The organism is Paenibacillus antibioticophila (assembly GCF_000455265.1).
In the GTDB taxonomy this organism is placed as follows: Bacteria; Bacillota; Bacilli; order Paenibacillales; family Paenibacillaceae; genus Fontibacillus; species Fontibacillus antibioticophila.
In genome coordinates this window covers 661,962-682,254 of record NZ_HG005141.1, presented here as the reverse complement: position 1 = coordinate 682,254, position 20,293 = coordinate 661,962, and the positions used below count along the sequence as shown (strand labels likewise).

The 20,293-nt window shown below is 53.2% G+C and carries 15 protein-coding genes; 14 read left to right on the top strand and 1 reads right to left on the bottom strand.

Annotation, left to right across the window (positions count from 1 at the left end; genetic code table 11):
• Positions 1-137: 137 nt before the first annotated feature.
• From yycF to TX85_RS20095, 5 genes are all read left to right on the top strand, one after another.
• Positions 138-854, top strand: a complete 717-nt coding sequence (yycF, locus tag TX85_RS20115; protein ID WP_044481541.1) for a response regulator YycF — start codon at positions 138-140, stop codon at positions 852-854.
• A 7-nt stretch (positions 855-861) separates the two neighbouring features.
• A complete protein-coding gene (walK, locus tag TX85_RS20110; RefSeq protein WP_044481706.1) occupies positions 862-2,685 on the top strand; it encodes a cell wall metabolism sensor histidine kinase WalK in 1,824 nt (607 codons plus the stop codon).
• On the top strand, positions 2,682-3,974 hold the full coding sequence (locus TX85_RS20105; protein WP_044481539.1) for a YycH family regulatory protein: 1,293 nt from the start codon (positions 2,682-2,684) through the stop codon (positions 3,972-3,974). Before walK ends, TX85_RS20105 begins: the two co-directional genes overlap by 4 nt.
• Positions 3,975-4,240: 266 nt before the next feature.
• Positions 4,241-4,981, top strand: coding sequence for a two-component system regulatory protein YycI (gene yycI / locus TX85_RS20100; protein ID WP_044481538.1), 741 nt, complete (start codon positions 4,241-4,243; stop codon positions 4,979-4,981).
• Positions 4,982-4,999: 18 nt separating this feature from the next.
• Positions 5,000-5,806 carry an MBL fold metallo-hydrolase gene (locus TX85_RS20095; protein WP_044481537.1) on the top strand — a complete coding sequence of 269 codons (807 nt, stop codon included), beginning with the start codon at positions 5,000-5,002 and terminating at the stop codon, positions 5,804-5,806.
• Here the strand turns inward: TX85_RS20095 and TX85_RS20090 are convergent.
• Positions 5,775-5,984, bottom strand: coding sequence for a hypothetical protein (locus TX85_RS20090; RefSeq protein WP_044481705.1), 210 nt, complete (start codon positions 5,982-5,984; stop codon positions 5,775-5,777). The two genes, TX85_RS20095 and TX85_RS20090, sit on opposite strands and share 32 nt — an antisense overlap.
• A 557-nt stretch (positions 5,985-6,541) precedes the next feature.
• On the opposite strand from TX85_RS20090, the gene TX85_RS20085 reads away from it, so the two are divergent.
• From TX85_RS20085 to TX85_RS20045, 9 genes are all read left to right on the top strand, one after another.
• A complete protein-coding gene (locus TX85_RS20085; RefSeq protein ID WP_044481536.1) occupies positions 6,542-7,804 on the top strand; it encodes a S1C family serine protease in 1,263 nt (420 codons plus the stop codon).
• A 116-nt stretch (positions 7,805-7,920) separates the two neighbouring features.
• A complete protein-coding gene (locus TX85_RS20080) occupies positions 7,921-9,708 on the top strand; it encodes a glycerol-3-phosphate dehydrogenase/oxidase (RefSeq protein ID WP_044481535.1) in 1,788 nt (595 codons plus the stop codon).
• Positions 9,709-11,088: 1,380 nt separating this feature from the next.
• Positions 11,089-12,246, top strand: coding sequence for an iron-containing alcohol dehydrogenase (locus TX85_RS20075; protein WP_044481534.1), 1,158 nt, complete (start codon positions 11,089-11,091; stop codon positions 12,244-12,246).
• Between the two features lie 84 nt (positions 12,247-12,330).
• Positions 12,331-14,082 carry a sigma-54-dependent transcriptional regulator gene (locus TX85_RS20070; RefSeq protein ID WP_044481533.1) on the top strand — a complete coding sequence of 584 codons (1,752 nt, stop codon included), beginning with the start codon at positions 12,331-12,333 and terminating at the stop codon, positions 14,080-14,082.
• Between the two features lie 75 nt (positions 14,083-14,157).
• On the top strand, positions 14,158-15,519 hold the full coding sequence (locus TX85_RS20065) for a four-carbon acid sugar kinase family protein (protein WP_044481532.1): 1,362 nt from the start codon (positions 14,158-14,160) through the stop codon (positions 15,517-15,519).
• Positions 15,519-16,514 carry a 4-hydroxythreonine-4-phosphate dehydrogenase PdxA gene (gene pdxA / locus TX85_RS20060; protein WP_044481531.1) on the top strand — a complete coding sequence of 332 codons (996 nt, stop codon included), beginning with the start codon at positions 15,519-15,521 and terminating at the stop codon, positions 16,512-16,514. The genes TX85_RS20065 and pdxA overlap by 1 nt, the downstream gene beginning before the upstream one ends.
• A gap of 68 nt (positions 16,515-16,582) precedes the next feature.
• On the top strand, positions 16,583-17,473 hold the full coding sequence (gene dapA, locus TX85_RS20055; RefSeq protein ID WP_392391855.1) for a 4-hydroxy-tetrahydrodipicolinate synthase: 891 nt from the start codon (positions 16,583-16,585) through the stop codon (positions 17,471-17,473).
• Positions 17,474-17,656: 183 nt separating this feature from the next.
• Positions 17,657-19,234 carry an extracellular solute-binding protein gene (locus TX85_RS20050; RefSeq protein ID WP_044481529.1) on the top strand — a complete coding sequence of 526 codons (1,578 nt, stop codon included), beginning with the start codon at positions 17,657-17,659 and terminating at the stop codon, positions 19,232-19,234.
• A gap of 155 nt (positions 19,235-19,389) precedes the next feature.
• A complete protein-coding gene (locus TX85_RS20045; protein WP_199558844.1) occupies positions 19,390-20,283 on the top strand; it encodes an ABC transporter permease in 894 nt (297 codons plus the stop codon).
• Positions 20,284-20,293: the final 10 nt, after the last annotated feature.

Here is a 20,293-nt window from a genome sequence, read left to right as displayed (position 1 = left end):
AATCTTATCAGTTCCTTGAAGGGACATGCAATACATTTCCCCCCGTGGCCCTCCGGGCCGATAGCTGATGCGGCTTTGAATATGGTAAGATAGAGAGATAACAAGCCCATGGCTGAAAGTTTGGGGTGAATCTGGTTATGCAAGGTAAGATTTTAGTAGTGGATGATGAGCAGCCCATTGCGGATATATTGAAATTTAATCTGGAAAAAGAGGGCTACGAGGTGGTGCTCGCTTTTGACGGTATTAATGCGGTAGAATTGGCTTTCTCCGAGCAGCCTGACTTGATTCTGCTGGATTTGATGTTGCCCGGCAAGGACGGGATGGATGTGTGCCGGGAGGTGCGTGCCAAGCTGCAGACCCCAATCATCATGCTAACGGCCAAGGATGGGGAAATCGACAAAGTGCTGGGCCTTGAATTGGGGGCTGATGATTATGTGACCAAGCCCTTCAGTACGCGTGAGCTGCTGGCTCGGGTGAAGGCGCATTTGCGGCGGCAGCAGAAGCAGACGGAAGTGGAAGGTACGGAAGAAGCGAGACAGGGGATCAGCCTGTTTGAATTGTTTATAGATACGGATATGTATACGGTTCACAAGAATGGAGAGCCGCTTGATCTGACGCATCGGGAGTTCGAGCTGGTGCATTACCTGGTGAGAAATGCCGGAAAGGTAATGACTCGCGAGCATTTGCTGCAGGCGGTATGGGGATTTGAATATTTCGGCGATGTGCGTACGGTCGATGTGACGATCCGGAGACTGCGCGAGAAGATTGAGCAGGATCCGAGCAAGCCGGAATACATCCTGACGCGCCGGGGACTCGGATATATGATGCGGAGCTCCAAGGCGGGTGCATTCTAGCATGAAGCTGAGGCTGCCATCCCTCTTTCGCACGATCCAGGCGAAGCTGATTCTTGTCTATGTGCTTTTGATCCTGATCGCGATGCAATTGATCGGGGTTTATTTCGTAAGCGCGATGAAGACTTCGCTGACGAGCAATTTCACGAAGGAATTGCAGGAGCGGGCGGAGCTTCTCTCCGTGCTGGCGGCGCAAAACTTAGGCGTGACCGGAGACTCGGCGGAGGAGTCGATGGAGAATCTCCGCGTGCTGGTGAACAATCTGTTCAGCATCAACGGGGCCGAGATTCAGGTGCTTGATGCAAGCGGCAAGGTGCTGACGACATCGAAGCCGTCCCATGCCGACTATGTGGGCACCAAGAATACGCAGACCGTTGTCAATCGGGCCTTGCAGGGCATTCGGGACAACGAGGAATATATCATCGATGAAGATAACATCCGCAAAAAGGTGGTGGCCAAGCCGGTCACCAGTGACGGTAAAATCGTCGGAGCAATATACATCGCCGCTTCCTTGAACGAGCTGTACGATACGATGGAGCGGGTGAACAACATTTTCATCTCGGGTATCCTGCTCGCTTTGGGATTGACGGCCGTTCTTGGCGTAATTCTGGCTCACACCATCACCTCGCCGATCAAGGAAATGACCCGGCGGGCGACGGCGGTGGCCGAAGGACAGTTCCATCAGAAAATGCCGGTGCTTGGCGATGACGAGATCGGGCAGCTCAGCAAGGCGTTCAATTATATGACAAGCCGGCTAAGAGATGCGCTCGCGCAGAATGAAGAGGAGAAGGAGAAGCTGGCTTCGATCCTTACGAATATGAGCGACGGCGTGATTGCCGCCGACGAGAACGGTACGGTGATTCTGATGAACCGCCGGGCCGGAGAAATGCTGTGGATCGGAGAGGAGCCGACAGTAGGAAGCGATATGATCTCGCTTCTCCATCTATCTGACGAGGAGCGCGAAATTATCCGGCGGGGAATTATGCATTCTACCCTGCTGGAGAATGAGACCCCGGAGGGGGATGTCTTCCTCATTCGGGTGACCTTTACTCCGATTCATCGGCGGGAGACCGGCATCGTCGGAACGATTGCGGTACTTCAGGACGTCACCGAGCAGGAGAAGCTGGAGGCTTCGCGCCGGGAGTTCGTGGCGAATGTGTCGCATGAGCTGCGCACGCCGCTGACGACGATCAAGAGCTATACTGAGGCCTTGGAGGACGGGGCGATGGAGGATCCGGAGCTGGGCTTGAAGTTTGCTTCGGTCATTCAGAACCAGACGGACCGCATGATCCGGCTGGTAACCGACCTGCTGCATCTGTCCAGACTCGACTCCAAGGAAGCCCAGCTGCGCAGGCAAATGACGCCCGTGCTGGAAATGCTGGAGGATGTGGCTGACCGCTTTTCCTTCCAGATGCAAGAGAGAGGCATCAGGCCGACCCTCTTTGTGGCGAATGGTGTGGATTCCGTATGGATCGACCGCGATCAGATCGACCAGGTGCTGGACAACCTGTTCTCCAATGCGATGAAGTATACGCCGGAGGATGGAACTATCGCGATTGAGGCTCGAATCACGGAGGACCATATGCTAGCGATTTCGCTTCAGGATAATGGGATCGGTATTCCGCGCAAGGATCTGGACCGGATCTTCGAGCGCTTCTATCGGGTGGACAAGGCCAGATCGCGCAATATGGGCGGCACAGGCCTCGGACTGTCGATTGCCCGGGAAATTGTCCGGGCCCATGGCGGGACGATCTCGCTGCAATCTGAGCTGGGGAGCGGCACACGCGTAACCTTTACGCTGCCGCTGCAGGAACAAGGAGGCGATGGGCGATGAAAGAATCGGTGAAATCGCTGGTGCTCACGCTGCTTGTGCTATGCAGCCTTGTCCAGAGCTATTTCCTGATCTACCGGCTGCCGGGCAGTGACCCGGTCGTCAAGACAGAGAGCGATTATATCAAGACAGAAAATATGGGCCAGGAATCGGATGCGGAGAGCATGCTGTTCCCTTCGCAGATCGCGATTCATCTGGGCGAGGACCGCCATACGATTTTCTATCCGGAATCGGCCTTTTATAACCTGATCTACTCCCGGCTGAAGGGCCGCCAGTTTGACGGCTTCCAGCGCTATGCGCTGGACAATATCAACTGGAATGAGATCCGCAGCGGCCATACCGGACTTGAACTGGAATTCGACGAGGGTATTCCTGTCGTCCTGCTGCAGCGCGTCATGCAAATTGTACCGGACCCGCTGTTTGACGGGGAGACTGTCAGTCGGATTCTGATCTATAACACAGATACGGACGATCAGGTGCGAGTATTCTTCTTCAGCTCGCAGGGCGATGTGGTGTATGAAGCGACCAAGGCAGACTTAACCGTGCAGGATGTGCGTCAACAGGCGGACTTCGGCAAGGAGTGGGTTCCATACACGCTGGAGAACGGAAACTATATTCCCGAGCAGCCGATAAGCATGGTTGAAGCCGGACTGAACATGGATACATTCACAACGGATCAAATGCAGAGCAGTCTGTTCTTCGACCCGAGTATTACCCGATATATTCGGGAGAAGGACGGCTCGGAAATTTACACGGACAGTAAGCGAAGCTTGCAGGTGCGGCAGAACCGCAACTGGATTAATTATACCGATCCTGCGGCTCCATCCGCGGGAGAGAACAATCCGGGACGAGATGTCCTCTCAGCGGTGGATTTCGTGAATGAGCATGGCGGCTGGAACGGGCTGTTCCGGCTGGATCAGACGAATGGATCCGGCGATGGTCAGCATACGATTGTGTTCCGGCAGTATTACGGTACAGGTCCCTATGGAAGCTTCCCGATTGTCGATCTGCCGTCCTTCCACTACAGCGAGATTACGCTGAATATGAGGCAGGGTACGATTACCAGCTATGAACGTTCTTTGATCTATGCAGATGAAGGCGAATGGCGAAAGGAAATTGTTGAGCTTCCCGGCGGAGATGATCTGCGGGAGCGGATCGCTGCCTTGAAAGAGGGCTCGTCGATCCTGAAGCTGTATCCGGCCTACTTCCCTTCCTTGACCCAGGAGGGACTGCTATTGAAGCCGGTCTGGGCCGTAGAGCTATCCAATGGATCGACAAGAATTTTATATTAATGCTGCAATAAATCTATAAAAGTTAAGTCTAGAAGGCTACGTAGGAAAGCATAAGTGTGAAGTGTTAAAAGCTTTCTGAAAGAAAGCTGCTTCGGAAGCATAAAGCGTTAGCGTTCGCCTTTGAGAGTGGATTTCTACCCTGTAATGGCTTAGTTCAGTCAAAGAAATCCGCGAACAACAGCGATCGAAAGAACACTTCACACGTTGCTTCCTTCACGAGCAAGCATCAATTTAACTTTTATAGATATATCAGAGGAGGTGTTCGGATGGATTCTGGACGGGCGAAAAATGTATTGATTTATGCCTTCCTGCTGCTCAATCTGGTGCTAGGCTATCAGCTATGGAACGATCTGCAGGAGCAGGCGGACTCCAGTCCGGACTTCTCCTCTCTGGAGACAAGCATTCAGAATGCCATGGATGCCAAGGGGATCCGGGTGTTAGCCAAAATACCGGGTGAGACGCCCGAGCTCGGCAAGATTTCGTACCGCTTTCTAGAGGGCGGGCAGAACGGCAAAATGATCCAGCTGGACAATCCGGTGGACAGCAAGCTGATCTTCAGCCCGAAGGAGCTGGCAGCGGCCCTGAAGCAGCAGCTGCCGAATCTGACAAGCTATCAATATGACGAAATCGCTAGCGGACCGGGAGAGTTTGTACTGCATCCGTTAGTGGATGGACAGTGGCCGCTGTTCAAAATTGACCTGAAGCTGTATTACAGCAACCAGAAAATTATTTCTTATCTGGAGCAGGGAATTGAAATTGCGGATGCGGAGGATGGCAAGCGTCAACGCGTCCTGTCGGCCTCGAAGGCACTCGGCAATTTGATTGAGAATTTCCTGCCGGAGGGCTCGGTCGTCACACAGATTGATCTCGGTTATTACGGTGAAGTGTTCGATTCGGATGCCCACCTGCCGGCTGCGCCAGCGTGGCGCTTTCTTCTGGAGAGCGGCAAGGAGTACTATGTTCAAGGCATCAGCGGGGACGTCATCAGTCCGAACACAGAGAAGTAGAAGGGGTAGTGGAGGAACATGGGACTTAAATTCACGGTGCTGTCGAGCGGATCAACAGGGAATGCAACGCTCGTAGCGAATGGGGAAGTTACACTTATGATCGACGCGGGCTTCAGCTGCCGGCGAATTGACGAGCTGCTGCGGGAGCGCGGGGTGACGGGGACGGAGCTGAACGGGATCCTGATTACCCATGAGCATTCCGATCATATCAAGGGGCTTGGAGCCGTGGCACGGAAATATAACCTGCCGGTCTATGCCAATACGGAGACGTGGAAGGCGATGGAGAAGTCGATCGGACAGATTCCGGAGGAGAACCGCTGTCTGCTCGGCACCGGAGAGACGCGCGACTTCGGATCGCTTCGCGTCGAATCGTTCGCCATCTCGCATGATGCCGCCGAGCCGGTTGGTTACAGCTTCTATGACGGCAAGGAGAAGCTGAGCGTGTGCACAGACCTGGGCTACGCGAGCGATAAGGTCAAGGCGGCCATCGCCGATTCGGATGTGCTCGTGCTGGAGGCGAATCATGATGTAGAGATGCTTCGGATGGGACGGTATCCCTGGAACATCAAGCGGCGGATTCTCGGCGATATGGGACACTTGTCCAACGAGGCGACCGGCGAATTGATGAGCGAGCTGATGAATGGCCGGCTCAAACGGACCTATCTGGCTCATCTAAGCCGGGAGCATAATATTCCGGACCTGGCGCGGATGGCGGTTCGTTCCTCGATGGAGGATCGAGGCTGCTTTTATAAGGACAGTGAATTCCAGCTAAGAGATACTTATTACGATCGGCCTACACCGTGGGATACGGTGGCTGATCTATAAATTGGTCAAGCTCTGCCGCCTTTTGTTCGATCTCTGCGCGGCTGAGAATCCCCTTTTCAACCAATAGCTCCATAATTGCGCTGAGTGTTACCAGTTGATGGTAATGCTCTTCTTTTATATCCGCCAGCTTGGCGATCATATTGACCTCATTCATTGGTGAACCGAAGGGTGAATTCATCGGGATTTGTTCCTCCTTGTCCTTTGAAATAAATGGGAGCTGAAATCCATTCATTCCCGAAATTTTCCTTCATGGAATGCCACCGGAAGCAGCCGGGATATGTTAGAATGAATCTATAAATCTATCGTTATATTTCTAGTGTAGTCTGGCAGTGCTCGAAACATTCCCGAGAACGCAAAAAAGCCGAAAAAAACCTCTCATACAATGCGTGTTCAAAAAGTCAGCTTTTCAGCACCGAGAAGGTTGCGAGAACCTGAAGAAGGAGGAACGGAGTGTAGGCGGACCCTACATGAGTACCGGACTTCTAGGGTGAACGCAAGATTCGACGCCGAATCAACCCCTTGGAACACTTCGTGATCAAAAGATGACTTTTTGAACAACCTCTTACAGGCAACCTTCGGACGGTTTATTGCGTTAAGTAGATAAAGAGTAAATCGGGAATATGGCTTTGCCGTTGTCGCATAGAGTGGGATGTGCAGCATTTGCGGGTAATGTATTAAGCAAAGATCGGTGATATACATCGAGACCGGAAATGCATTTGAGGGGGAGAAGCGGATATGGGACTGTTCGATGATGATTTCTATTCCACCAAGGTAGCGAGACCCAGACAGGGCATGCGGCTGCGCAGGTCCAAGGAGGAGCCGCACCACTGGAAGGCGCATGCAAGATCCGGTGGCTGGGCACCGTGGAAGGTCTCCCTGTTGTCCTCGTTGTGCGGAGCCTTTGTTGCCGTGCTGCTGTTCAGTTTGTTTACCGGCTTGCCTTCATCTTCCCCATCCTCCTCTTCACAGGGACATCTCACGACACTGGGCGCGACAGACCCTTATGAACGGATCAGTACTGCGGCCGCCAAAGTTGCCCCTGCGGTCGTGAGCATTCTCAATTATAACGATGATACGGTCAACGCGGAGCAATCGGCGCTGGGCTCGGGCGTTATTTTCAAGAAAACAAAAGATAAGGCATATATTATAACCAATACACATGTGATTGCGGATGCCTCCAATCTGGAGGTTATTACGAGTGACGGCAGTTCCCATAAGGTCAAGGTGGTCGGTCAGGACTCCATTAACGATATCGCGGTTCTGGAGATTGACGGAAAGGGCATTGAGTCGGTGATTGATCTGGGGGACTCCAGCAAGCTCCGTTACGGAGAGACGGTCATTGCGGTTGGCAATCCGCTCGGACTGGGGGGAACGCTGACATCGGGAGTTGTCAGCTATACGAACCGGCTGATTCCGATCTCGCTCAATCAGGACGGCATTTACGATTGGGAGCAGGAGGTCATTCAGACCAGTGCAGCGATTAATGAAGGTAACAGCGGCGGCGCATTGGCTGATCTGAACGGACATTTGATCGGGATCAATACGATGAAGATTTCCGATATGGGCGTGGAAGGACTGGGCTTTGCGATTCCGGTTAACGATGTGATGAAGACCGTGGATGATCTGATGCTGCATGGCAAGGTGGTTCGTCCTTATCTCGGGGTCTACACGCTTGATCTAAGTAATCCCTATGCGGGGATTACCCGTGAGCAGCGGGAGGATCTCAAGCTGCCGGCTCATGTGAGTGACGGGGTGATCGTGCTTGAAGCGCACGGACCGGCCAAGGATGCGGGACTCCAGCTTAATGATGTGATTATTCAGCTCGACAAGCAGACCATCGATTCGACGAAGGAGCTGCGGAGATATTTGTACGACAACAAGAAGATCAACGAAGAGATGGAGGTCTCGTTCTATCGGGACGGCGAGCTGCGGAGCACAACCGTGAAGCTCTCCGACAAGCCGAGCGATACGGAGATCGCCGAAGAAGAAAGCAAGTAGAAGCCATTGTAATTGTAAATGACCCTAAGGATCCTATTACATGAACAGCGTTGGACATTGACGTCTCAGGTGTAATGGGGTCCTTTTCTTATGGAATTCGAGAGGAGGAATGGAGGATGAATTCTTCATTTTCGGCGCAAGGAAGAACCGGGATGCTGCATATGATGGCCCAGGCCCCGCACGATGTGCTGGTGATCGGCGGTGGAATTACGGGGGCGGGCATTGCGCTGGATGCGGCGAGCCGGGGCATGCGGGTCGCTCTTCTGGAGATGCAGGACTTCGCGGCAGGAACCTCCAGCCGTTCGACCAAGCTGGTGCATGGCGGCCTCCGCTATCTGAAGCAGCTGGAGGTGGGTATCGTGGCCGAGGTAGGCCGGGAGCGGGCCATTGTCTACGAGAACGGGCCGCATGTAACGACACCGGAGCCGATGCTGCTGCCGATTTACAAGGGAGGCACCTTTGGGCAAACGAGCACCTCGCTGGGGCTAAAGGTGTACGATTGGCTGGCCGGGGTGAAGGGATCGGAGCGCCGCCGCATGCTGTCTCCTGCCCAGACGCTGGAGCGGGAGCCGCTGCTTCGTCAGGAGGGGCTGCAGGGCGGCGGATTGTACGTGGAATACCGTACGGATGATGCCCGGCTGACCCTAGAGGTGTTGAAGGAAGCAGTAGGTCAGGGGGCGCTGGCGGTCAATTACGCCAAGGTGACGGGATTTCGCTATGATGCGGAAGGAAAAGCCTGCGGGGTTCAGGTGCTGGATCGTGTATCCGGTTCCACGCTGGAGCTGCGGGCGCGCCAGATCGTGAATGCGGCGGGACCATGGGTAGATGCTCTGCGTGACATGGACGGCTCCCGCCAGGGCAAGGTGCTGCAATTGACCAAGGGCGTGCACCTGGTGTTCGACCAGGTGCGGTTCCCGCTGCGGCAGGCGGTGTATTTTGACACGCCGGACGGGCGGATGGTGTTCGCGATTCCGCGAGAGGGCAAGACGTATGTCGGGACGACGGATACGGTCTACGGCGCAGAGCGGGATATCGCGCGTCCGCCGGTGGAGCAGGCGGACGTTCGGTATTTGCTGCACGCGATCAGCGGGATGTTCCCGTCGCTCGGCCTTGCGGAGCAGGACGTGGAGTCCAGCTGGGCGGGCGTGCGGCCCCTCATCTACGAGGAGGGGAAGGCCCCGTCGGAGATTTCGCGGCGCGACGAAATCTGGACCTCGCCGTCCGGCGTGCTCACGATCGCCGGCGGCAAGCTGACCGGCTATCGGCATATGGCCGAGGCGGTCATGGATCGGGTCGCAGCAAGGCTGAAGCAGGCGCATGGCCTGCGTTTCCACGCGTGTGTGACCCGGGAGCTGCCCATCTCCGGCGGGCAGGTGGGCGGCGGTGACGGGTTTGCCGCGTTCGTGCGCGGCAAACGGGACGAAGGCGCCGCTCTGGGGCTGTCGCCGGAGCTGGCAGAGCATTGGGCGCGCCGGTACGGGGCCAATGTGGATCGCCTCTTCGCATTGGCGAAGGAGGCGATGAAGCGGCGCGCGGCGGCAGCGGCCTCTATGGCGGGTGCCGCTGGCGGTGATCTCGCGGCGGCGCCTGTAGAAGCCGCCGCATCCTCCGCTGCTGCGAAGCCAGCCGGCGCCGATGCCGCGCTGACTCTGCCGCTGGAAGCAGAGGTGCCGCTGCAATATGCGATAGCCGAGGAGATGGCGGTGACGCCAGGGGACTTCTTCATCCGCAGAACGGGCGCGCTGTTGTTCGACATCGCCTGGGTTCGGCGCTATCAGGATCAGGTTATCCGCTATATGGCGAAGACCTGCGGCTGGCCGCCGGAGACGGAGGAACGCTATCGGAAGGAGCTGGAACGGGAGCTGCGGGAAGCGGCGGGGAATTGGACCGGGCAAGAAGGCTGAGCGTGAGGTAGGAGGTAAGAGCGTTGATGAGGTGTCGGCAGCAGATCGGTAATGTCCGGAATCGGCTGCAAGGCAGTCTGGAGAGATTGCGGCACTGACAACGAACGCGAGGAAGGATGCGGATAACAAAAGGCGGCAGGAGCGGTAAGCTCTTGCCGCCTTTTTAATGACTTCATCCCGTTGGAGCATTTTTTGACGGTTGATCTGAACGCTGTTCCTTATTAAGCACTGCTGCAGCACCTTGTTTTAATGCTTTATCCACACAACGGTTGAATTTAGGCATCGTGACATTCACGAGCTCAGCAAATTTTAGAGATACTCAATCCGTCAACGCAGAATAACAATATACGAACACGCTTAACAGGACGATATTCTTCTTTTCGAGCTTGACTGATGCGTTGTAACTAGAGCAATTCAAGCAACAATGCAAGCAACAACGCAAGCAATAATGCAAGAAACAATGCAAGCAACAACGCAAGCAATAATGCAAGAAACAATGCAGACAGCATGCAAGCATCACAATCAATACATTTGCTCAGAGGGGAAATGCTTGGTCTAACGGACATTACGTCTCCTTAAAGGCCACTATGGATGAAGCCAGGAATGTAACGGACATTTTGGCAGCTTAGATAGGTGAGTTGCGTGAATCAGAGCCGATTGAGCGTCCTAAATGCCGAAAATGTCCGTTACCCTTCGAAAATGCGCAAAAAAGTCGGATAACGGTTGAAAATGTCCGTTAGCAGGTCCAAAATATTTTGTTAGCAACTCCAAAGATACTCCTTTCTAGCGAGTCCAATGCATCCGTTAGTCCAAAAGCTGTAGGTTGTACACTTAGACCTATGAAATTTAGAAATGTCGAGGTTTTAGTGGCACTTTCTACTGCACTTTCTCCAATTGATCGTCAAGGTGATCCAGCGATTAGCTGAATAGGCCTAAATGAGAGGAAACAAGCAACAGGCGCAAAATACAAGATGACATTGCAACGAGTAATAGCAACGAGTAATAGCAACGAGTGCATAGGAACGGGTATATAGCAAAGGATATATAGCAAAGGATATATAGCAAAGGATATATAGCAACGGACACATCACAACGGGTAGTCTGCCCTTGGGGTATAACCTCTGTCGCCATATCCCGTCTACTAGAAAATAGATTTGGAGAATGAAAATCCTGACCACTCTGACCACCCACTACTCAACGGAACCGTCTGCTTAGTTGCCATGGCTCTTACAAACTCACTTTATATATGATGAATGTTGCAATATACAACAGTATTTTGTTAATCATTACTACAATCTTATAAAGTGTTGTATTATAAAAACGATATGTTATAATTAAAGCGATAGTTGAAGTACCAAGACATCTAGAGGAGAAGATAAGATGGAACAGTATTTCTTTCAAACGGCTCGAAGCATTGTCGCGGGCTGCGGCTCCTTGGAGCGGATTGTGGAGCATCTGCAAAGGCTAGGCTCTCTTAAGTCCGTGCTGCTTGTATCCCAGCCCTTTCTTCAAAGCAATGGTACGCTGGATGAGGTTACAAGTCTCTTGAAGAGCGGCGGTATTGCCGTTCACTGGAATACCGATGTTCAGCCGGAACCGACCATCACGCAGCTTGAAGAGCTCTACAGCACGATAGCTGAAGTTCCTTGCGATGCCATGATCGGAATCGGCGGAGGCAGTGTTCTGGATGTTGTGAAGCTGCTGTCAGTCATGAAAACGAATAGTCTCTCTGTCCGGGAAATGCTGGGGACGGATCTAATCCCGAATCCCGGCGTTCCGACGGTACTGATTCCTACGACCTCGGGCACAGGCTCGGAAGTGACGCCTAACGCCATTGTGACTTTGCCGGAGGAAGAATTGAAGATCGGCGTAGTCAGCCGCTATTTGCTGCCTGAGCTTGTCATTTTAGATCCGCTGCTAACGCTTGGTTTGCCGCGTGATATTACAGCTTCGACGGGAATGGACGCTTTTACTCATGCGCTGGAATCGTTTATTTCCAATAAGGCTAACCGTTTTAGCGACATGTTTGCGCTTGAATCCATCCGCAATATTTCTGCAAGCATACTGCAGGCCTATCACCACGGAGAAGACAGGGAAGCGCGGGAGGCGATGCTGATCGGCTCTATGTATGGAGGAATGGCCCTCACCTGTGCCGGAACGGCGGCAGTGCATGCCTTGGCCTATCCGATCGGCGGGAAATTTCATGTACCGCACGGAGTGGCAAATTCCATGCTTTTGCCTCACGTGATGGAATTTAACTTCGATGCCATTGTGGAACGGCTGGCTCTTGTTGCCGAAGCGATGGGACTTCAGACCGGAGCGGGCAGACAGCGCGATGCGGAGCGGGTGATTGAGCAAATTCGGCTATGGACGAGTGAGATGAATATTCCTCAGGATTTGGCGCTCTTCGGGGCTGCTCGCGAGAATATTCCGGAGCTTTCGCTCGCGGCTTCACAGGTAACCCGTCTGATGGGCAACAATCCGAAGAAGATGACGCTGGAGGATATTGGCGCGGTATACGGCAAGTTGTTTCATTAAGGCTCCCTTGGAGAACGGTTTATTACTGCCTAAAACAAGGCGACTGGGTTATAATGGCATAAAAAAACAAGGATGAATCGTTGTATGAAAATTAAAACAATTGTCATTGCTCCTTACCCGGGGTTGTCCGAGTTAACGCTGAGTTTGCAGCAGGAGCTGCAAGAATTTGAAATTGTCGTGGAGCATGGAGATCTGTCGAGGGTGCTGCCATTGATTGGCCGCATTCATGCGGAAGGCTACGATGTCATTATCAGCCGGGGTGGAACGGCGAAGCTGCTGCAACAGCATTCCTATCTGCCGGTAGTGGAAATTCCCGTTTCGGGATTCGATATATTGCGAATTCTGACGCTGGTAAAAGGCTATAATGCAAAATGTGAAATGATCGGATTTCCTAACATTATCGAAGGCTTCATGTCCGTATCCAGCTTGATGGAGGTCGATATTTCATATACGGTTATCCATCGGGAGCAGGAGGTCGGCGCTGCCCTGGCAGATGCCAAGGCGCGAGGCGTCCAGGTTGTCATTGGCGACAGTATTACAGTTAAAATGGCCGCGGAGAACGGACTCCAGGGCGTGTTAATCACCTCTGGCAAAGAGTCTTTGATGGAAGCGTTCTCTCGGGCGGGTCAGCTCTATAAATCAGCTGAGAAGCTGAAGTTGAAAAATGAAATGTATGAGTCCATGTTGAGCATGCTAAAGGGTGGATATGCGGCAACGGACCAAGGCGGCAAGCTGGAATTCGCCAACACGTCGTTCAAGCATCTGCTGAAGCTTCCTGAAACGGCGGATACGCTGTATACCATGTACCCGGGTCTGCGTGAAATGCTCAGAGATGTAAGCCGGGGAGCGGACTTTGATCGGACGACATCCGTTTATGAGCCTGATCAGGGTTTGTATCTGCGGGCGCAATTGCTGCCTGCTGCGGATGAACGCCAATTGTATATGCTGCTCGCCTCAGAGGAAGAGCCGGAGCACAGCGGCCTTGCGGCCAGCTACCTGCTGGCGGACGCTCCCTTTTTCTCCTATCAGGAGGAAGCGGGGCAAGAGACGGGCTTTCAGTCTTACCCTGCCGTCGTATACGGCGAAAAAGGCAGCGGCCGTAAGCGCTACGTCATCAATGCGAACCTCTCGGAATCAAGGGACGGTATCCTTTGCCTTCATATCCGCAGACCGACAGAAGAGGTGCTGAAGGCCATGATGGAGCTGATGCTGTACGGTGGCGGGCGCGTTACCATCATAGAAGGGGCGGAATTGCTATCCGCCAAGCAACAGAGAGAGCTGGCGGAGTTCATCGTCAAGCGCAAGATGAAGACGGTGCTTCTGTTTGACAAGGATCCGGAAATCCTTGCTGAAGAAGAACAGCTAGCCGGAAAGCTGCTGCGCAGCTTTCAGAATCAGAGCATCTCGCTTCCGGCCCTGCGGGAGACGCCATGGCTGGAGCGGAGCATCCGCGCGTGCCTGATCTGGACGAATGAACGGCAGGGCAAGCAGATTGCGGGGATCCGAGGGGAAGTGATGGAGGCGCTTCTTGCGCATCCATGGCAAGGTAATTTTACCGAACTGCGTACGGTCATGGAGCTCTTTGTAATGGCGGCGGAAGGTCCTTTCATTGAACCGGAAGCGCTGACGCTGCTGGAGGAAGGAAGCCGGAAAGCCCGCAGCGGTTTGTCACCGGCTCCTGGCAAGGAGGAACTGAATCTGCGTCAGCCGCTGGAGGATATTGAGCGGGACATCATTCGGACCGTGCTGGAGCAGGAGGGCATGAACCAGTCGCTGGCAGCCAAGCGGCTTGGGATTAATCGCTCGACCCTATGGCGCAAATTAAAAGAAAAATAACATTGAAGGACTGCTGCCCAAAGCAGTGTTCTTTCTTACTTGTATGGTTGCTGTTGTATGGAGGGGGGTTAGAAAATGAACATCGCCGTCATCGCGGATGATTTGACCGGGGCGAACGATACGGGTGTGCAAATGGCCCGGCAGGGTCTGGCCACTTCTGTACTGCTTGAGCTGAAGACGGGCGGCGGGAAACAGGAGGCGGTTGTGTTTGATACCGATAGCCGCTCCCTTCCACCCCTGGAGGCTTATCAGAAAGTCAAGGATGTATGCCTGTTTCTGGGACATGGCGGGGAAGCCTCACCGCCCGTCATTTATAAAAAGTTTGATTCCACGCTTCGCGGAAATATCGGCAGTGAGCTGGATGCCGTCTATGAAACACTGCAGCCTGATTTTATCGTGATCGCCCCTTCTTTTCCAAGAGCCGGCCGCACGCTGACGAACGGAATTATGTATGTGAACGGGAGGCCGCTGCACGAGACGGAAATGGCTCATGATCCGAAGCATCCCGCAACAGAGTCGGCGTTCTCAGCCATTCTGGAGCGGCAAAGCCGTTACCCGGCAGCTTTTATTTCGCTGGAACGGCTGAGAGGCGGGCGGGCTCTGCTTGATGAACTGATTGCGGGTCATCGCCAATCCGGCATTCCCTATCTGGTGTTCGATGCGGAGCATGAGGATGATTTGAACCTGATCGCATCTTTGTTCCCCGTTGAACCCCAAGGCCCGAAGGTGGTATGGGCCGGATCCGCAGGCTTGGCGGGTGCGCTGACAGCGCAAATTCTTCGCAGTATGAGAGAAGCCTCGGAGCAAGCGGGTGTGGTCCTAGAGAAGTCTCTCCAAATAGAAGCAGCACCTATTCAAAATTCCTTGTATTACCATTCGAATAATGTGATTATTGTCGTTGGCAGCGTTAACCCATGGTCGCGGCGCCAGTTAACCGAGCTGGTGAAGGAAGAACGTGTCTATGCGATTGTTGTTGAATCAGACAAGCTGCTCTTCCCGAGCTCCTATAGGATGGAGTTGGACCGGGTCCGTGAGCTTGCCATCCGTGTTATCTCCCGGGAGGGAAAGCATGTGGCACTCTATACATCCGGCGATCCGGACGAGGTCGAACGGGTTCGCAGGCTTGGGCATGACAACGGCCTGAACGCAACGGAAGTCGGCGAGCGCATCAGTGCGGAGCTTGGCCGATTAGCTGCCGATATTATCACCGAATGCGGAATCCGCCATATGGTGCTGACCGGAGGAGATACCGCGAAGCAGGTCTGCCGCCATTTAAGCGATGTCGAGATCAAGCTCATTGATGAAGTTGAGAACGGAGTTCCGCTTGGACGGACACAGGGCGAATCGGGCAGATACATTATTACGAAAGCAGGAGCCTTCGGAAGCGATCAGGTTCTGGTGCGCTCCGTGAATACACTACAGAAAGGTGTGACATAATGAAGCCGATTATTGCCATTACAATGGGAGATGCAGCGGGTATTGGACCCGAGATTATTGTTAAGGCGTTATCACACCCGAATGTTTACGAGATATGCCAGCCGGTTGTCATCGGCGATATGGAGAGCTTGAAGCGGGCAGCCGCCGTCTCCGGCCTGGGGGATCTCACCATTCGATCCATAGCGGAAGTCAAGGATGCGCTGTTCGAGCAAGGCAGCATCGATTGCATCGATCTGCAGCTTCTGCCGGAAGCGGTGCCTTTCGGGCAATTGTCAGCTGCGGCGGGAAATGCAGCGTTCCATTATATTGCCAAGGCCGTTGAGCTTGCCAAGGCTGGCGAGGTCCGGGCAATCTGTACGGCACCGCTGAATAAGGAAGCCCTGCATAAGGGGGGGCATCTTTTTCCCGGGCATACCGAAATTTTGGCCAAGCTGACGGAAACCGAGGATTTCTCGATGATGCTGTCCACGGATCGCCTCAAGGTCATCCACTTGACGACGCATGTCGGGTTGATTAAGGCTGTAGAGCTGATTACGCCGGAGCGGACTTACAAGGTACTGAAGCTCGCGGATCAAGTGCTGCGAACAGCGGGGAATGCCAATCCGCGTATCGCCCTGTGCGGCATCAATCCCCATGCGGGAGAGGGCGGCTTGTTCGGCAACGGGGAGGAAGAAGAGAAGCTGGTTCCTGCCGTAGAGAAAGCGCAGGCGGAAGGGATGGATGTTTTTGGTCCGGCTCCGGCTGACACCCTCTTTTACCGAGCCATGCGGGGAGACTTCGATATCGTCGTCGCCTGCTATCATGACCAGGGACATACGCCGGTCAAGGTACTGGGCATTGAGGCTGGCGTAAATATCACGGTGGGATTGAAGGGCGGCATCATCCGTACCTCCGTGGATCACGGCACGGCTTTTGATATTGCAGGAAAGGGCATTGCGGATGAAAGAAGTATGCTGGAGGCGATTCGCTCCGCGGTCGAGCTTGCCCCGAAGTAAGCGTGTCGAGGGACATTTTGTTCTTTGAACTTCAAGATGCATGAAACAATAGGAGAGGGCTGATGACAATGCTGGAAGTGAAGGGAATTATACCTGCGATGGTCACTCCGCTGGATCAGCGGGAGGACATTAATGAGAAGGCGCTTCGGGAGATGGTGAACCGTTATATTGAAGCTGGAGTGCACGGACTTTTTTGCCTGGGAACCAACGGTGAATTCTTTAATTTATCCTTTGAAGAAAAGCTGGAGGTAGCACAAATTGTGGTCGATGAGACCCGCGGTCGCGTACCCGTATATGCCGGGGCAGGCTGTGCCGGAACGGACGAAACCCGCCGTCTTGCGCAAAGACTGGAACAGGCGGGAGTTGATGCGCTTTCCGTGATTACGCCTTATTTTCTGACCTACACGCAGCCGGAGCTTCAATATCACTTTGAAGCCGTTGCAGGAGATACCTCACTGCCCATCGTACTGTACACGATTCCTGCCCGCACGGGCAACACGCTTAGCGTGCAGACGGTGGCCAAGCTGGCGGAATTGCCGAATGTGGTTGGTATCAAGGACAGCAGCGGCAGCTTCGATAACATTTTACAATTGATTGATCGTACGCCGGAATCCTTCTCCGTGCTTGCCGGAACGGATTCGCTCATCTTGTCCACGCTCATGGCGGGAGGCACGGGGGCTATAGCGGCAACAGCCAATATTTTCCCTTCTGCAGTGACGTCGATTTATGAGCATTGGCGCGCCGGAGAATATGAGCAGGCGGAGCAGGCACAGCGCGTTCTCCGGGATTTGCGTGCATCCTTCTCGCTGGGCACCTTGCCTTCCGTACTGAAAGCGGTGCTGGATGAGATCGGTTTATCGGCGGGTCCGGCCCGGCGGCCCGTGGCTCCGTTAACGCCTCAGGCACTGGAGGAAGTGCGCCGGATGGTGACCGGTTACGTAGAAAGAGGCCTACTGTAAATATTTTGTGAAATGTATTGCATTTTGCAACTTATTTTTAAAATAGGTAGCACAAAAAAGACATTGTGCGCAACTTTCCATGAGTTATAGCTATTTTTGCATTAATATTCTACTTCGGTCGTGAGATACTATTCTTAGAAAGACTCCTAGTATTTCAAATCACAGTATAAGGGGGAACACAGGGTGAGAAAAAAGAAAGCGTTTTATTTGGTCTTCGCGGCCTTGCTTACAGCAGGGAGCGTACTGGCCGGTTGCTCGCCGCAAAAGGCTGACACAAACACTACGGACAGCGGGAATGGGAATACGAAAGGAACCACCAGCAGCTTTTCTTATTTGATGCACGATAAATTTATTAACTGGCTGCACGAGGACAAGTGGTATCCCTACGTAGAAGAGGCGACTGGCACGACCGTCGAATTTGTTCCCGGCGGATCCAATGACGATGAGTACTATGCTTCCGTCGACCAGAAGATTATTAGCCGCACCTTCCCTGATTCCGGCATTGTTTCTGTGTCGCAGGCTACCGTATACGGTGCCCAAGGCGCATTCGTCGATCTGGCACCTTACATTGATGAATTCGGACCTAATATCAAGAGCTATATTGAAGCGAACCCAACCTATAAGACCTTAATCACCAATGATGACGGACAAATCTTTGGATTGGTTGCCGAAGCTCCACGCTTTGCAGACTTTATCTTCTATCGCGCCGATCATTTTGAGAAGGCCGGTGTTACCGAAGTGCCGCAGACGATCGAAGAATTGACGGATGCCATGCGCAAATTGAAAGCGCATTATGGGAAGGATGATAAGAACTACTATCCGATGGTCGGCCGTGAAGGCTACATCCGCTTCCAAAGCGCGTTCAATGCAGCCGCTAATTATGATGACGGCGTATCCAGAGGCGTGTATGGCAACGGCAAAACAGGCACGGATCTGTATTCCGAAGGCTACAAGAAAATGGTGGAATGGTACAAAACACTTTATGATGAAGGCTTAATCGATCCGGAATGGGTAGCAGGCTCCGGCACAGAGGAGAGCTGGGAATCGAAAATGCTGACAGGACAAGGCTCCCTCAGCTACGATTACCTGACTCGTCCATCCTGGTTCATGGATAACGGCGGACCGGAGAACGATCCGGATTATAATATCGCTATCCTGCCTTATCTGAAGGACCTGAACGGCAATCCTTCCGTTCAGACGACAGAAACCCAGTACAACACCTTGAGAGCCATGGTTGTTAACAAAGACAGTGAAGACAAAGCGGAAACGATCATCAAATTCCTGGATTATCTCTATTCTGACGAAGGCCAAACGCTCGTATCGTGGGGCGTAGAAGGCGAAAGCTACAAGGAAGAAGGCGGACAGAAGCAGTACATCGTGGACTTCTCTGAGCAGGAATCAACGCCTGCAGGCGAACCGCGCTGGTCCTTCCTGAATGACCGTCTCACCTTCGTCAAGCCGATTGATAACGATGCGTTCTACTCCTGGAACACCGAGCTTGTACGCAATGCAGCACTTGAGCTGTTCACAGACGAGAGCTTGAAGACCGGCGTACAGGTGACTTATACAGCGGATCAATCGAAGAAATTAGCCGATCTCTCCGCCAAGGTCAATGAGGCGGTTACCTCGGGCGTGACGCAATTCGTTACCGGCAAACGCGCAATGAGCGAATGGGACGCCTTCCTGGGAGAAATGGAAGCGGCTGGTTACAAGGACATCGTAGCCCTTCAGCAAGAAGCTTACGACGCTATGTATAAATAAGCATCAGTTTTCGGCCGCGCCATCCTCCCAAAGGACGGCGCGGCTCCTAACTACAAGGTACAATTCAGATAAAATTGGTGGTGGAGAAAATGATAACAAGTGAAAGAATGACGCCTCTTCCCCGGAAAACATGGGTTCAACGTTTTCTCACCTATATGAAGACAAACAGGCTGTTGCTGCTTATGCTGCTGCCTGGCTTGATCAGCTTGGTCCTGTTCAAGCTGGCTCCACTGGGCGGTATGGTCATCGCATTTCAGGATTTCAGTGCTTTTCGCGGGGTGCTGGGGAGTCCCTTTGTCGGTCTGGCCCATTTTCAGCGCATCTTTGAGGACCCTTATATTTGGACCCTTGTCAAGAACACGGTCCTACTGGCTTTTTATTCCCTTCTGTTCACGTTCCCTGTTCCGATCCTGTTCGCCTTGCTGTTGAATGAGGTTCGGGTTCGCTGGATTAAAGGAAGCGTGCAATCGCTGAGCTTTTTGCCTTATTTTATTTCTTCGGCTGTTATGGTCAGTATTCTGTATACGTTACTCTCGCCGTCGACCGGCCTTGTTAACGATATTTTGACCCGCTTTGGTCTGGATACGATCTATTTTATGGCTGAACCGGGATGGTTCCGCACCAACTATGTATTGCTACAGGTCTGGCAGACCTTCGGCTATTCGGCGATCGTATATATTGCCGCCATGGCTGCTATTGATCCATCCGTCTATGAATCGGCTTCGCTGGACGGCGCCAGCCGCTTTCAACAAATGCTTCATATCACATTGCCTTCGCTTAAGCCGACGATTGCCATCATGCTGATTATCAGCGTGGGCAACATCTTTACGGTCGATCTGGACCGGATTTTGCTGATGTACAATCAAAGCGTTTATGAAACCGCCGACGTCATTCAGACTTATGTGTACCGTCTGGCCTTCGCCAGCTCGGGATTCCCGGAATACAGCTACGGCACGGCCGTCAATTTGCTGAAATCCGTTGTCGCCTATGTTCTGGTTGTCGGCACTAACAAGCTGTCCACTAAATATTCCGATACGCGACTATTCTGAGAAAGGAGAA

Bases quoted from the DNA above. Each gene is read 5' to 3' on its own strand.
- TX85_RS20065 (WP_044481532.1), top strand. From the start codon at position 14,158: ATGAACATCGCCGTCATCGCGGATGATTTGACCGGGGCGAACGATACG.
- yycF (WP_044481541.1), top strand. From the start codon at position 138: ATGCAAGGTAAGATTTTAGTAGTGGATGATGAGCAGCCCATTGCGGAT.
- TX85_RS20105 (WP_044481539.1), top strand. From the start codon at position 2,682: ATGAAAGAATCGGTGAAATCGCTGGTGCTCACGCTGCTTGTGCTATGC.
- TX85_RS20095 (WP_044481537.1), top strand. From the start codon at position 5,000: ATGGGACTTAAATTCACGGTGCTGTCGAGCGGATCAACAGGGAATGCA.
- TX85_RS20045 (WP_199558844.1), top strand. From the start codon at position 19,390: ATGAAGACAAACAGGCTGTTGCTGCTTATGCTGCTGCCTGGCTTGATC.
- pdxA (WP_044481531.1), top strand. From the start codon at position 15,519: ATGAAGCCGATTATTGCCATTACAATGGGAGATGCAGCGGGTATTGGA.
- TX85_RS20090 (WP_044481705.1), bottom strand. From the start codon at position 5,984: ATGAATTCACCCTTCGGTTCACCAATGAATGAGGTCAATATGATCGCC.
- yycI (WP_044481538.1), top strand. From the start codon at position 4,241: ATGGATTCTGGACGGGCGAAAAATGTATTGATTTATGCCTTCCTGCTG.
- TX85_RS20085 (WP_044481536.1), top strand. From the start codon at position 6,542: ATGGGACTGTTCGATGATGATTTCTATTCCACCAAGGTAGCGAGACCC.
- TX85_RS20070 (WP_044481533.1), top strand. From the start codon at position 12,331: ATGAAAATTAAAACAATTGTCATTGCTCCTTACCCGGGGTTGTCCGAG.
- dapA (WP_392391855.1), top strand. From the start codon at position 16,583: ATGCTGGAAGTGAAGGGAATTATACCTGCGATGGTCACTCCGCTGGAT.
- TX85_RS20075 (WP_044481534.1), top strand. From the start codon at position 11,089: ATGGAACAGTATTTCTTTCAAACGGCTCGAAGCATTGTCGCGGGCTGC.
- TX85_RS20080 (WP_044481535.1), top strand. From the start codon at position 7,921: ATGAATTCTTCATTTTCGGCGCAAGGAAGAACCGGGATGCTGCATATG.